General features: G+C 65.4%; 14 protein-coding genes. 9 read left to right on the top strand and 5 right to left on the bottom strand.

Features of this window, described 5'->3' with window-relative positions; genetic code table 11:
• Nucleotides 1-190: 190 nt before the first annotated feature.
• Nucleotides 191-1,051, bottom strand: a complete 861-nt coding sequence (gene prmC, locus J7396_RS15940; protein WP_209261710.1) for a peptide chain release factor N(5)-glutamine methyltransferase — start codon at nucleotides 1,049-1,051, stop codon at nucleotides 191-193.
• A 202-nt stretch (nucleotides 1,052-1,253) separates the two neighbouring features.
• Here prmC and ahpC point away from each other — a divergent pair, with 202 nt between their 5' ends.
• The 6 genes from ahpC to J7396_RS15910 all read left to right on the top strand — a co-directional run bounded on the left by ahpC (nucleotide 1,254) and on the right by J7396_RS15910 (nucleotide 7,531).
• Nucleotides 1,254-1,817: an alkyl hydroperoxide reductase subunit C gene (gene ahpC, locus J7396_RS15935; protein WP_003488826.1), complete on the top strand. Its 564-nt coding sequence runs from the start codon at nucleotides 1,254-1,256 to the stop codon at nucleotides 1,815-1,817.
• Between the two features lie 186 nt (nucleotides 1,818-2,003).
• Nucleotides 2,004-3,596: an alkyl hydroperoxide reductase subunit F gene (ahpF, locus tag J7396_RS15930; RefSeq protein ID WP_008576352.1), complete on the top strand. Its 1,593-nt coding sequence runs from the start codon at nucleotides 2,004-2,006 to the stop codon at nucleotides 3,594-3,596.
• 91 nt (nucleotides 3,597-3,687) lie between these two features.
• Nucleotides 3,688-4,629, top strand: a complete 942-nt coding sequence (locus J7396_RS15925; protein ID WP_209261709.1) for a LysR substrate-binding domain-containing protein — start codon at nucleotides 3,688-3,690, stop codon at nucleotides 4,627-4,629.
• A 509-nt stretch (nucleotides 4,630-5,138) separates the two neighbouring features.
• A complete protein-coding gene (rnk, locus tag J7396_RS15920; RefSeq protein WP_011346504.1) occupies nucleotides 5,139-5,579 on the top strand; it encodes a nucleoside diphosphate kinase regulator in 441 nt (146 codons plus the stop codon).
• A gap of 51 nt (nucleotides 5,580-5,630) precedes the next feature.
• Nucleotides 5,631-6,599 carry a transaldolase gene (tal, locus tag J7396_RS15915; protein ID WP_031421219.1) on the top strand — a complete coding sequence of 323 codons (969 nt, stop codon included), beginning with the start codon at nucleotides 5,631-5,633 and terminating at the stop codon, nucleotides 6,597-6,599.
• 362 nt (nucleotides 6,600-6,961) lie between these two features.
• On the top strand, nucleotides 6,962-7,531 hold the full coding sequence (locus J7396_RS15910) for a type 1 glutamine amidotransferase family protein (RefSeq protein WP_008576347.1): 570 nt from the start codon (nucleotides 6,962-6,964) through the stop codon (nucleotides 7,529-7,531).
• Between the two features lie 415 nt (nucleotides 7,532-7,946).
• Here J7396_RS15910 and msrA read toward each other — a convergent pair whose 3' ends face one another.
• On the bottom strand, nucleotides 7,947-8,597 hold the full coding sequence (gene msrA, locus J7396_RS15905; protein WP_011346502.1) for a peptide-methionine (S)-S-oxide reductase MsrA: 651 nt from the start codon (nucleotides 8,595-8,597) through the stop codon (nucleotides 7,947-7,949).
• A 95-nt stretch (nucleotides 8,598-8,692) separates the two neighbouring features.
• Nucleotides 8,693-9,208 carry an SgcJ/EcaC family oxidoreductase gene (locus J7396_RS15900; RefSeq protein WP_031421213.1) on the bottom strand — a complete coding sequence of 172 codons (516 nt, stop codon included), beginning with the start codon at nucleotides 9,206-9,208 and terminating at the stop codon, nucleotides 8,693-8,695.
• Nucleotides 9,209-9,332: 124 nt separating this feature from the next.
• Between J7396_RS15900 and J7396_RS15895 the strand changes: the two genes are divergently transcribed.
• Genes J7396_RS15895 through J7396_RS15885 form a run of 3 tightly spaced genes read left to right on the top strand, consistent with a single transcriptional unit; the run spans nucleotide 9,333 to nucleotide 12,408 of the window.
• A complete protein-coding gene (locus J7396_RS15895; protein ID WP_109291192.1) occupies nucleotides 9,333-10,040 on the top strand; it encodes a response regulator transcription factor in 708 nt (235 codons plus the stop codon).
• Nucleotides 10,037-11,947, top strand: coding sequence for an ATP-binding protein (locus J7396_RS15890; RefSeq protein ID WP_071118393.1), 1,911 nt, complete (start codon nucleotides 10,037-10,039; stop codon nucleotides 11,945-11,947). The genes J7396_RS15895 and J7396_RS15890 overlap by 4 nt, the downstream gene beginning before the upstream one ends.
• Nucleotides 11,944-12,408 (top strand): response regulator, encoded by a 465-nt coding sequence (locus J7396_RS15885; RefSeq protein WP_008572608.1) that lies wholly within the window; start codon nucleotides 11,944-11,946, stop codon nucleotides 12,406-12,408. Before J7396_RS15890 ends, J7396_RS15885 begins: the two co-directional genes overlap by 4 nt.
• A gap of 94 nt (nucleotides 12,409-12,502) precedes the next feature.
• Here the strand turns inward: J7396_RS15885 and J7396_RS15880 are convergent, their stop codons facing one another.
• Both J7396_RS15880 and J7396_RS15875 read right to left on the bottom strand, forming a co-directional pair.
• Entirely contained in the window at nucleotides 12,503-12,733 is a 231-nt protein-coding gene (locus J7396_RS15880) for a DUF2007 domain-containing protein (RefSeq protein ID WP_014089453.1), read from the bottom strand.
• Between the two features lies 1 nt (nucleotide 12,734).
• Nucleotides 12,735-13,376 carry a glutathione S-transferase family protein gene (locus tag J7396_RS15875; protein WP_014089452.1) on the bottom strand — a complete coding sequence of 214 codons (642 nt, stop codon included), beginning with the start codon at nucleotides 13,374-13,376 and terminating at the stop codon, nucleotides 12,735-12,737.
• Between the last annotated feature and the right edge of the window lie 36 nt (nucleotides 13,377-13,412).

The following is a 13,412-nucleotide window of genomic DNA, read 5'->3' as shown; positions in this document are numbered from 1 at the left end:
CGCACACGGGCAACGCCATGTGATCGAAAAGACCGGTGCGCGGTGATGGGCGAGGCGCTGAAGAGCACATCGACCTTCCGCGCTTGCCGGCAGGCGGGCGCACTCGGTGCGCGCAACCGCTCGATCGAACGCGCGTGCTCCGCTTCGGAACGCGCGGCCAGTCTGCCGACAATGACGCTGCGGCAATTGCTCAGCCGGCCTGGCCCGCAGTTGGCGACCAGCGCCCCAAGGTCACGCGATCGCGCCGCTCCAGATCCTGATGCGTGGCCACCGCAGCGAAGCCGCGCGCGGCCAGCAGTTCGGACACCGCCGCTCCCTGGTCCCAGCCATGCTCCAGCAGCAACCAGCCGCCGGGCAGCAGATGCGCAGGCGCATCGGCCACGATCAGGCGAATATCGTCCAGCCCGTCGCTGCCCGAGGCCAGGGCACTGGCCGGTTCGTAGCGCAGATCGCCCTGCTGCAGGTGCGGGTCGTGGGCAGCGATATACGGCGGGTTGCTGGCGATCAGGTCGAAGGCCTCGCCAGCCAGCGGCGCAAACCAGCTCCCCTGCCGGCAGTCGACATTGCGCAGCCCATGGCTGTCTGCATTGCGCCGGGCCATCGCCAGCGCCGCGGCGCTGGCATCGGTGGCGATCACCTGCGCCTGCGGACGTTCGCTGGCGATGGCCAGCGCGATCGCGCCGCTGCCGGTCCCCAGATCGGCGACACGACGGCCTGGCACGGTGTCCAGGCGCTCCAGCGCGAGCTCGACCAGCACTTCGGTATCGGCGCGCGGGATCAGCGTGGCCGGCGAGACCGCCAGGTCCAGCGTCCAGAATCCGCGCGAGCCGGTCAGATAGGCCACCGGCTCGCCGGCCTCACGGCGCTGCACCAGGGCATTGAAGGCCTGCGCGACCGATAGAGGCACCGCATCGCGCCCGTGCATGAACAACCAGGCACGATCACGGCCCAGCGCGTGCAGCATCAGCGCTTCGGCATCGCCACGCTCGACCCGCCCGGCAACGCGGCGAAGCAGCTGATCGGCGGGAATGGCGGCGAGATCGTCGGACATACGGGCTGTTCACCTACACGCAACATTGGCTGACCATTATCGACCATGGCGTGCACCGCGATTGCGCTAGATGCCATCTGACGAGTCGATAGCCTAAGACTATCTATGCAATTCCATCAATCGATTTGAGGAATCTATCGATCCTGCCTACCATGGCGCCTGTTCCATCCCCCGCCCCCTTTTCACCGCACGAGGAAACTCAATGTCTCTCATCAACACTCAGGTCCAGCCGTTCAAGGCGAATGCGTACCACAACGGCAACTTCATCGAAGTCACCGAAGCCAGCCTGAAGGGCAAGTGGTCGGTGCTGATCTTCATGCCGGCCGCGTTCACCTTCAACTGCCCGACCGAAGTGGAAGACGCCGCCGACAACTATGCCGCCTTCCAGAAGGCTGGCGCCGAGGTCTACATCGTCACCACCGACACGCATTTCTCGCACAAGGTGTGGCACGAAACCTCGCCGGCCGTGGGCAAGGCGCAGTTCCCGTTGATCGGCGACCCGACCCACAAGCTGACCCGCGCGTTCGGCGTGCATATCGAAGAAGAAGGCCTGGCGCTGCGCGGCACCTTCATCATCAATCCGGAAGGCGTGATCAAGACCCTGGAAATCCACGACAACTCCATCGCTCGCGACGTCACCGAGACGCTGCGCAAGCTGACCGCGGCACAGTTCGTGGCCAACAATCCTGGCCAGGTCTGCCCGGCCAAGTGGAAGGAAGGCGCCAAGACCCTGGCTCCGTCGCTGGACCTGGTCGGCAAGATCTAAGCCGGCTGTCACTTCCGGCCCGATAAGGGCCGGGGGTGAACCGGAGCCGGTGCCGGGCTGCCCGCCAGCCGCCGCCAGCACGCATCCCGACCTCGCGCCGGCTGCGGTTCACTCCCTTCCTTCCCGGCGACCTGCCTCAGCGCAGCGACGCCACGCCCTCCCCTTGCCCATTCCCAGGAGTTCTCCATGTTGGATGCCAATCTCAAGACCCAGCTGACCGCCTACCTGGAACGGGTGACGCGGCCGATTCAAATCAACGCCTCGATCGACGACAGTGCCGGCTCGCGCGAAATGCTCGACCTGCTGGAAGAGTTGGTCCTGCTCTCGGACAAGATCAGCCTGGACATCCACCGCGACGACAACCAGCGCAAGCCGTCGTTTGCACTGACCACGCCGGGCCAGGACATTTCGCTGCGCTTTGCCGGGCTGCCGATGGGCCACGAGTTCACCTCGCTGGTGCTGGCGCTGCTGCAGGTGGGCGGCCACCCGTCCAAGGCGGCTGCCGAACTGATCGAGCAGGTGCAGCACCTGGAGGGCGACTACCAGTTCGAAACCTATTTCTCGCTGTCGTGCCAGAACTGCCCGGACGTGGTGCAGGCGCTGAACCTGGCGGCCGTGCTCAACCCGCGCATCAAGCACGTGGCCATCGACGGTGCCTGGTTCCAGGACGAAGTGGAGGCCCGCCAGATCATGTCGGTGCCCACCGTGTACTTGAACGGCGAGCTGTTCGACCAGGGCCGCATGACGCTGGAGCAGATTGTCGCCAAGCTCGACACCAATGCCGCCAAGCGCGACGCTGCGAAAATCGCCGCGAAAGAAGCGTTCGACGTTTTGGTGGTGGGCGGTGGCCCGGCCGGTTCGGCAGCGGCGGTGTATGCCGCACGCAAGGGTATCCGCACCGGCGTGGCGGCCGAGCGTTTCGGTGGCCAGGTGCTGGACACCATGTCGATCGAAAACTTCATCTCCGTGCCGGAAACCGAAGGCCCGAAGATGGCCGCCGCGCTCGAGCAGCACGTGCGCCAGTACGACGTGGACATCATGAACCTGCAGCGTGCCGAGCAGCTGATTCCGGCCGGTGCCGACGGCCTGATCGAAATCAAGCTAGCTAACGGTGCCTCGCTCAAGAGCAAGACCGTGATCCTGTCCACCGGCGCGCGCTGGAGGCAGATGAACGTGCCCGGCGAAGACCAGTACAAGAACAAGGGCGTGGCGTATTGCCCGCACTGCGATGGCCCGCTGTTCAAGGGCAAGCGCGTGGCGGTGATCGGCGGAGGCAACTCCGGCGTGGAAGCGGCGATCGATCTGGCCGGCATCGTGGCGCATGTCACGCTGGTGGAATTCGACGACAAGCTGCGCGCCGACGAAGTGTTGCAACGCAAGCTGCGCAGCCTGCACAACGTGCGCATCATCACCAGCGCGCAGACCACTGAGGTGCTGGGCGACGGGCAGAAGGTGACCGGTCTGGTCTACAAGGACCGCACCGGCGGCGATATCCAGCACATCGAGCTGGAAGGTGTGTTCGTGCAGATCGGCCTGCTGCCCAACACCGAGTTCCTGCGCGGCACGGTGGCGCTGTCGCCGCGCGGCGAAATCATCGTCGACGACCGTGGCCAGACCGATGTGCCCGGCGTGTTCGCCGCGGGCGACGCCACCACGGTGCCGTACAAGCAAATCGTGATCGCGATGGGCGAAGGTTCCAAGGCCGCGTTGAGCGCATTCGACCATCTGATCCGCACCAGCGCACCGGCCACTGCCGACAGCGTGGCCCAGGCGGCATAAGCGAGCGCCTGCTTAGCGCCCGGCCGACCCGGGCGCTAGGCTTGCAACACGCGCCAGTCGTTCCCCGTCACCGCAATGAAGGCTGCTGCACATGAATCTGCGTGACCTGAAATATCTGGTAGCCCTGGCCGACCACAAGCATTTCGGCCGCGCTGCGTCGGCCTGCTTTGTCAGCCAGCCGACGCTGTCCACCCAGATCAAGAAACTCGAAGACGAACTCGGCGTGTCGCTGGTGGAGCGTGCGCCGCGCAAGGTCATGCTGACCCCGGCCGGCCGCGAAGCTGCCGTGCGTGCGCGCAGCATCGTGGCCGAGGTGGAACAGATGAAGGAAGCCGCACGCCGCAGCCAGGACCCGGAAGCGGGCACGGTACGTCTGGGCATCTTTCCCACCCTGGCACCGTATTTGTTGCCGCACGTGGTACCGCGCATCCGCGAGCGTTTTCCGCGTCTGGAATTGCTGCTGATCGAAGAAAAGAGCGACCAGCTGATGCACCAGTTGCGCGAAGGCCGGCTGGATGCCGCGCTGCTTGCATTGCCATTGCAGGACGACCAACTGCATGCCGAATTCCTGTTCGAAGAACCCTTCGTGCTGGCCGTGCCGGAAGGCCACCCGCTGTCGCGACACGACAGCTTGACCCTGGACGACTTGTCCGAGCAGCGCCTGTTGCTGCTGGAAGATGGCCACTGCTTGCGCGACCAAGCACTGGATGTCTGCCACCTGGCCGGGGCGATGGAAAAATCCGAATTTCAGGCCACCAGTTTGGAAACCCTGCGCCAGATGGTCGCGGCGAATGTCGGCGTGACCTTGCTGCCGCTGCTGGCGGTCAAGCCTCCGGTTGCGCGCTCGGAAAACATCCGCCTGATCCGCTTCCGTGAAGACAAGCAGCCCAGCCGCCGCATTGCGATGGCGTGGCGGCGCAGTTCGGCCATGACCGCGTTTCTGGAGCAGTTGTCGCAACTGTTCAAGGAATTGCCCGAGAGCCTGTTCACCCTGGATCAGCCTACGACGGGACCGAAGGCGGTTGCGGCTTAGGGATTCGGGAATCGGGAATCGGGATTCGGGAATCGGGAATCGGGAATCGGGAATCGGGAATCGGGAATCGTAAAAGCGTATCGCGGTTGCGGTCGCTTTGGCTGCGGTTGGAGGTTTGGAATTGGGCGGCGCGCGAGCGTCGCTTTTTGTTTGTGTGCAGCACTCTTGCCCAAGGTTGGCGGCGCATCAATCCGCCGCTGTCCGCGCGACGCGGCTGGCGGGCGGCACGCTGCCCACGCGACCATGCGATTTATTCCCTTGCTTGAGACCGATGGCGCGGCGTTGCGGCACGCGGTGGGCGCAGGCCCGTTTGCAGCGGCTGTATGCCCTCCCCCTCCGGTTGTCTCAACCGCAGCGCTTGCTCGCCGCACCAGGCCCGCAGCGACTGCCTGGCGTCCCTGCCGATGTCTTGGCTTCGCACCATCCATGCATTGCGATCAGCCGCCGGCGCCCTCATCTTGTCAGTGCTGCTTGCCATGTCGGCGAGCCGTTTCTATGAGGAGATTGCCATGACTTCGCAACACCACAGCGGCTTGCCGCCATCCATCCTGGTGTCCAGCCACGACCTTGCCCGGCTTGAGGCATTGCTCGATTCGCCAGCCTTCAACAAGCATCCCGCCGCCACTGCGCTGAGCGACGAACTGGGCCGCGCCCGTGTGCTGCCGCCCGACCAGATTCCCGGCGATGTCGTCACCATGCACTCACGCATCGAATGCGAGGACCAACTGCATGGCGAACGGCATACGCTCACCCTTGTGTACCCGCATGAGGCCGATGTGCAGCACGGCCGCATCTCGGTGCTCGCGCCGGTCGGCAGCGCGTTGCTCGGCCTGTCGGTCGGCCAGAGCATCGATTGGCGTACGCCCGACGGACGCGACCTGCGCCTGCGCGTGACTGCCGTGCACGACCAACCCGCAGCGGCGGGCGACTTCCGGCGCGCGGCGCGCTAACGTAACGCGCTGCGCCATCCCCGACCCGTTCCACGATTCGAGAGAACCCGCATGACTGCATCCCCCTCCAAGCTCGCCCAGCTGCGTGAACTGTCCGTTGTCGTTGCCGATACCGGCGATTACGACGCCATCAAGCGCCTGAAGCCGGTCGACTGCACCACCAATCCCACCCTGGTCAAAAAGGCATTGGATCTGCCGGTGTATGCCGACCTGATCGAGCGCGAACTGGCCTGGGGCCGCGAACACGGTGGCGAAGACCGCACCAGCACCGTCAACGAAGTGGCCGACCGCCTCACCGTCGGCGTCGGCGTCAAGCTGGCCGAGCTGGTCCCGGGCCGTGTCTCCACCGAAGTCGATGCCGACCTGGCGTACGACACCCAGGCCACCATCGCCAAGGCGCGCAAGTTCGTTGCGATGTACGCCGAGCGCGGCGTGTCCAAGGACAAGATCCTGATCAAGATTGCAGCGACCTGGGAAGGCATCGAAGCCGCGCGCCAGCTGCAACGCGAAGGCATCGACTGCAACCTGACATTGATCTTCAACCGCGCGCAGGCGCTGGCATGTGCGGAAGCCGGCGTGTTCCTGATCTCGCCGTTCGTCGGCCGCATCCTGGACTACTACGTCGCCCAGGGGCAGACCCCGGCCAGCATCGACGAAGACCCGGGCGTGGTCTTCGTGCGCACCGTCTACAACGAGTTCAAGCAGCGCGGCTCGTCCACCGTGGTCATGGGCGCCTCGTTCCGCTCCACCGCGCAGATCGAAGCGTTGGCGGGGTGCGACCGCCTGACCATTTCGCCGGACCTGCTGGAAAAGCTCGACGCCGAGCACGGCGAATTGCCGCGCAAGCTCTCGCCGGCCAAGGCCGACAATGCCCAGTTCACCCCGATCGACAGCGACAGCTTCGCTTCGGGCCTGGCCGCCGACCCGATGGCCACCGAGAAGCTGGCCGGCGGTATCGACACGTTCGCCAAGGACTTGCACGCACTGCGCAAGACCATCGCCGACAAGCTCGCTGGCTAATCACACAGCGAGCCTGTTCTGCATACAACGCCTGCAGCTGCCTGGCTGCGGGCGTTGTCGTTTTTGAGTCTGGTTTAGAGATGTGCGGCCAAGCCGGTCTGCATCGCGATAACGGGTAAGGATGCGGGCAGCTCGTGGACGTGGACGTGGGCGTTGCCGCTTCCGCAGCCGGCATTGGCGGGGATCGAACAGCAGCCGCCTGTCAGCGCCCCTGCACGACAGACAGAAGACCGCGCGGCACAGTACAGCCATGCCTGCGCCGTGTACCGCTTGGACCAAACCCCCTGCTCTCCACATATCGCTTACACCCGCTGCACGCGCACTGCCTAGAATCCGGATTCACTCAACTGGCGTAACGGACAATGGCAAACATTGCAGTGGTGATGGTCGATGGCGTGGCCGATTGGGAAATCGGCGTGGTGCTGCCGGCAGCACGCGAATGGTTCGGCGACCAGGTCGCCATCGCCAGTATCGACGGGCAACCGCTGCAGTCCATCGGCGGGGTGCGCATCACGCCAGAATTCGCCCTCTCCGATCTGGCGCCACTGCAGGCCGATCTGTGGATCCTGCCCGGCAGCGAACGCTGGCAAGCCGGCGAAATTCCCGGGCTGAGCGGCTTGCTGGTCGAGCGCGTGCAGCAGCAGCGCCCGGTCGCGGCGATTTGCGGCGCCACCCTCGCCTTCGCCTATGCCGGCCTGCTCGATGAGCGCGCGCACACCAGCAACGCGTTGGCCTTCTTGCAGGAGCACGTGGTGCCGTACGCAGGCGCCGCGCACTATCGCCACGAAAAGGTCGTCAGCGCCGATGGCGTCATCACCGCACCTGGCACCAGCCCGGTGAATTTTGCATTGGCATGCATGCGGCAATTGCATCCGGAGCGCACCGATACGCTTGCCCAGTTGCGCGGCATGTTTGCCGGAGAATTCGTTTAATCCAACGGATTTGGGCCGGCATGGTTGATGCGCTGCATAGGCCTACCATTCCGATGCGCCAAACCGGTCGTTCGCGCACCCTGGCGCCTTGCTTCCAATGATGGCGCAACGAACGTCACGTGGGCTGCGCACCGGTTTTGACGCCGCGCGTGCCGCGGCAGCGCGCAACTGCCAATTCGCGGCACAACTCCACCGAGCCGGTTCGCCTGCAGACGCACCACGCCATCAGCGGCATGCCTGGCGAGAATGGCACTCAAAAAAGATGGCCGCGCCGTCTCCGACGCAGCCATTCAAGTTGCCTAGCACGCACTCCCATGCAGTGCCTGATCGTGATAACGCTGCCGGTCACTGTCGGCCATCGGCACGCTGCCACGATCATGTGGACGACAGCGTTTCAATCCGGCCCGCCTTTCCGTCAGGCATCCAGCCCGATCGGGCAGCTCACTCCCGTGCCGCCAAGCCCGCAATAACCATTGGGGTGCTTGGCCAGATATTGCTGATGATCGTCTTCGGCGTAATAGAACGTGGGCGCCGGGAAACGGATCTCCGTGGTGATTGCGCCGTACCCGGCTGCAGTCAGTTGTTGCTGATACGCATCGCGGCTGGCAAGCGCGGCGTCGTACTGCGCCTGCGTGGTGCAGTAAATCGCCGAACGGTATTGCGTGCCGACATCGTTACCCTGCTGCATGCCCTGGGTGGGGTCGTGGCTTTCCCAGAAGGTGCGCAGCAATTGTGCGAACGACACCGCTTGTTCGTCGAACACCACCAGCACCGCTTCGGTGTGGCCGGTCTGCCCTGAACACACTTCCGAGTAGGTCGCGTTCGGCGTCTGCCCGCCGGCGTAACCCACCGCTGTGGTGTAGACCCCTGGCACGTTCCAGAACTTGCGTTCCGCGCCCCAGAAACAGCCGAGCCCGAATTGCACCTGGGCCAGACCGATGAACTCTCCGCGCAACGGATGGCCGTTGACCAGGTGCGTGTTATGCAGCGGCAGCGCTTGCTCGCGCCCGGGTAGTGCCTCGCCCGGGCGTGGCATACGTTGTTTGAAGGCGCCGATTCCCAGCATGGTGCAACTCCGCAATCGTGAGGATTGCCTGCTGGATGGCGCCGGCCAGAGCCACTTTCAAGCCTGCCCGGCCAGCGCCTGTCGCCCGCGCCGCATTACTTCGCCTTGGCAACCGCCGCGCGCGTGTCCACTTCCGGCATCGCCGAGCTGTGGTGGTTGATGATCAACCACTTGCCGTCGCGCTTTTCGTACACGAAGGTGTAGCGGGCCTGCACGTTGCTCTTGTTGCCGTGCTTGTCGGTCAGCGTGAAGGTGTACACCCCGGCATCCACGGCGCTGTCGTCGTCGAGCACGCGCACGGTGCGGTAATTGACCACGCCCTGCGGCTTCTTGGTCAGGAACATCTCGAAGTAGTTTTCGATCTGCTCGCGCGAGGCGCGCACTTCGTTGGAGACCGTCGGCAGCAGCACGCCGTCCGGTGCGTAGAGGTCCGCCACCTTGTGCGGGTTGCCCGTGGCCAACGCCGCATTCCAGGTGTCGAACAGCGCAGCGACTTCGCGTTCCTCGCCGCCGGCCGGCAGCTTGGCCTTGTCGGTGTAATGCATCACGCCGCCAGCCAGCGCCGGGGTGGCAGCCAGAGCCAGAACCAGAGAGAAGAGGGTGCGACGCATGGGAAATCTCCGTGTGATTGATGGGGGTGCCTCAGCGGGCAGGGCCAGTATCGAAATCAAGCAGCCCCAACAATTCTGCCGGGTGGCATATACTCAAATATGCTGATCGGCCTAGAGCGAGCCTATGGAAACTCCCACCAATGCTGGCGATTGGCGCCTAGCCTTGCGCCGCGAGGCCTCCGATAGCGCGCGTTGGCAGGCGCTGTGGGAAGCTGCCGTTGCACTGCGCCAGGTGCACAGCCCCGAGCAGGCCTGCGATGCGGTCCTTGGCCGGGTGCTGCTGCTGCTGGGCCTGGAACACGGCGCGGTACTGGCGCAGCGCGGCCCGCGCGCGCAAGTGTTGGCCAGCCGCGGCCGTGCATTGCCGCCCGGTGCCAGCGCCGCCGGCGACGGCCAGGAAGCGGCCTGGTTGATGCCACCGCGCCCGTCCGACATCCGCGAAGCCAGGGTGCCGATCCACGCGCTGGGCACCACGCACGGCATGCTCTGCGTGGCCTGGAGCGAAGGCCGCCCGGCCCCCGGCAATGACGACGTGCAGGCGCTGCAGGCGTTCGCGCTGCTGCTGCCGGCGATGGTGGCGGAGCCGGCCAAACCGGTTGCCACGCGGCGGCGCAAACCGCTGCAGGACGACCGTCTGGGCGCGTTGAGCAAGCGCGAAAAACAGGTGTTGTCGTTGCTCCCGCGCGGACTCACCAACGCGACCCTCGCAGCTGAACTGGGGATTTCTCCCGGCACGGTCAAAGTGCACGTGGAGCGAATCCTGCAGAAACTTGAGGTAAAAGATCGCACCCAGGCCGCGGTGTACGCGGTCCAATCCGGACTTGCGCTATGAATGCATTGGCGGTGCGTTGGAACGATTGGCCGATTACCCGCAAAAGCCTGGCGGTGGTCACCCTGCCGCTGCTGTTGCTGGCCGTTGCGTTGATGGCGATCTACAGCGTGGAACGGCAGAACATTGCCGCCGAAAACGACGTGCGGCAGACCCTGGAAGTGCTCAGCGATCTGTATGAAGCGCACGCACTGTTGGCCGAAACCGCGGCCGGCGTGCGCGGATATCGGCTGGTGCGGCGCGATGAATTCCTGACCCCGTATCGCGATGCCGAGCCGCGGCTGCAGCGCGTGGCCGACCGTCTTTCGCAACGCATCACCGATCCCAGCCAAGCGCGGCGCTTTGCGCGCATCAAGCCGCTTTTTGCGGAAAAAATGCAGGGTTGGCGCCGATTGCTGGCACCGGATCTGAGCCGCGAAGAAGAGATCCGGCAACTGTGGGATGGCAAGTACAAACTCGACATCCTGCGTGCGGAACTGCGCGAGTTGCGCAATTACGAAACCGCGCAGTTGCAGGTGCGTACCGCCAAGGCGCAAGGGCTGCGCCAGCGCAACCTCATCATCACCTTGAGCGCGGCGATGCTGGGCGGGCTGGGCGCGGTATTTGCGGTGGCATGGTTCGCCTCGGCATTGTCCGGGCGCCTGCGCACCCTGGCCGCCAACGCCGACCGGCTGGGCGAAGGCCTGCCGCTGGCACCGCAGCCGCGTGCCGGCGACGAACTGGGCCAGGTCGGCCAGCGTCTGGCGCAAGCCAGCGAATTGTTGGCCGCACGCGCAGCCGAAGCGCAACTGGCGCGGCGCGAGGCCGAAACCGCCAACCGCGCAAAAACCGAATTTCTCTCGCGCAGCAGCCATGAACTGCGGACTCCGCTCAATGCGATCCTGGGCTATGCGCAGGTGCTGGAAATGGATCTGCCCGAGCCGGGTCATCGGCGGCATCTGCAGCACATTCTGGGTGCCGGCAGGCACTTGCTCGGGTTGATCACCGAGCTGCTGGACATCGCGCGTATCGAAGCCGATCAACTTGATCTGAGTCCGGAGCCGGTCTCGGTACGCGCGGCCGTGCACGAAGCCCTGGGACTGATCGCGCCGGATGCCGACAAGCATGGCATTGCACTGCAACCGGCATCCATCGACGGACCCTGGACGGTGCGCGCCGATGCGCAGCGGCTGCGCCAGGTGCTGCTCAATCTGCTGTCGAACGCGGTCAAGTTCAATCGTACTGGCGGGCAGGTGCAGGTGAGCGCGCAGGCCGATGGCGAACAGGTGCGTATCACCGTGGCCGACCAGGGCGCGGGGCTGACCCCGGCGCAGATCGAACGCCTGTTTACGCCGTTCGAGCGGTTGGGCGCCGAGCGCTCTGCGGTGGAAGGAACGGGGCTAGGGTTGGCGCTGAGCAAGCGCTTGATCGAGGCGATGGGTGGACAGATCGGCGTGGACAGCAGCAGCGAGGGCGCGCGGTTCTGGATTTCGCTGCCGCAGGGCGAGCATCAGCACAGTGAACCGGCGCGGCCGCTGGTACCGCCAAGCAGTGCCGGCAGCGGCGTGTGCCGGCTGTTGAGCATCGAAGACAATCCATCCAATCAGGCGTTGATCCGCACGCTCACCGAGCGTCGCCCGCAGTGGCAGCTGCTCGAGGCGGCCAGCCTGGCGCAGGCGCGTGCGCTATTGCAGCACGGCGCGCCGGATCTGATCCTGCTGGACCTGCACCTGAGCGATGGCAACGGCGAAGAGCTGTTGCGCGAATTGCAGGCGCAGCCGGCGCTGGCGGCCATCCCGGTGGTGGTGATCAGTGCCGATGCCACCACCGCCACACTGGCGCGCGTGGGCAATCAAGGCGTGCGCGCCTATCTGACCAAGCCGCTCGACGTGGCGGAATTCTTCACCGTGATCGACGGGTTGCTGGCATGACACGCGACGAAATTCTCGGTTCCCGCATCCTCATCGTCGACGACGAGCCGGCCAACGTGCGGTTGCTCGAAGACCTGCTGCAACGCGAAGGTTTCCAGCAAGTGATCGCCACCACCGATCCGCTACGGGTCATGGGCCTGGTCTCGGCATTTGCCCCGGACCTGATCCTGCTGGATCTGAAGATGCCCGAGTTGGACGGCTACGCGCTGCTGGAACAGCTGGCGCGGCTGTCAGACCCTGGCCGGTTCCTGCCCGTGATCGTGCTCACCGCCGACCCCAGCCGCAGCGCGCGCCACCGCGCCCTGGGCCTGGGCGCCAAGGACTTTTTGACCAAGCCGCTGGATACCTTCGAAGTCGCACTGCGGGTCTGGAACGTGGCCGAAACCACCGTGTTGTTCAAGCGTCTGCGCGCATTGGCCGCGCCGGATGCAGCGCCGCCGGGGTGGCGTCAGCAGGAATGACGCGCATACATCGCAGGAGCGCACCTGGGCGCGACGTGGCGTTTATCGGCAGAGCCTCGTCGCGCCCGGGTGCGCTCCTACGACTGGCGCTGCGCTACAGCGCCCGCGTGACCTGCCCGCACAAGCCGATCTCCGCCAGCACCGCCTGGGCCTGAGTCAAATGCATATCTGCCACGCAGACCTGCAGCACGCCGAAGGCGGGCAGCTCGCCGGCACCGCCCAGCAGCGATTCACCGAAGACAAACGCGGTGATGCCGGCATCTTCCAGCGCGTGCTTGGCCAGATGCGCATCGATGAGGTGACTGGCGCGGTAGGCGATCTGCATCTCAGCTGCGCTCTGCACGTTCGCGCTGCGCGCCATTGCGCCAGTCGCGTAGCGCCGGCAATGCATCCAGCGCCGCCACATAATCTCCGGCCGCTTCAAACAGCGGCACGCCGTAGCTGGAAAAACGCAGCGCCACCGGCGCATACATCGCATCGACAATGCCGAACTGCCCGCACAGGAACTGCCCGGCATGGCCGTGCTCGGCGCGCAGGCTGGCCCACAGCGCCTGGATGCGCGTGATGTCGCGCTCGGCCGCGGCATCCCACTGGGCAGGGCCCGGCGCGCGGGCCAGATTCATCGGCAATTGGCTGCGCAAGGCCGCAAAGCCTGAATGCATCTCTGCCGCGGCCGCGCGCGCCTGTGCACGCACGGCCAGGTCGGCCGGCCAGCCGCGGCCGTCCAACCAGCGCTCGTTGATGTATTCGCAGATCGCCAGCGAATCCCACACATGCAGGGCGTCGTCCCACAGCACCGGCACCTGGCGGGTCGGCGAATACCCGGCAATGCGCGCCTGGAATTCGGGCGTCGCCAGCGGCAGCGCGACTTCCTCGAACGGCACCTTGAAGTGTCGCAACAGCAGCCACGGCCGCAACGACCAGGAAGACAAGGTCTTGTCGCCGATCACCAGACGGGGCAGTGGCATGGACAGGAGGCTCCAACGGGGTCGGCGCAGCGTACG

Source organism: Xanthomonas sp. A1809 (assembly GCF_017746015.1).
In the GTDB taxonomy this organism is placed as follows: Bacteria; Pseudomonadota; Gammaproteobacteria; order Xanthomonadales; family Xanthomonadaceae; genus Xanthomonas; species Xanthomonas euvesicatoria.
The sequence above is the reverse complement of the archived record's forward strand: the minus strand, read 5'-3'. Positions and strand labels throughout refer to the sequence as shown.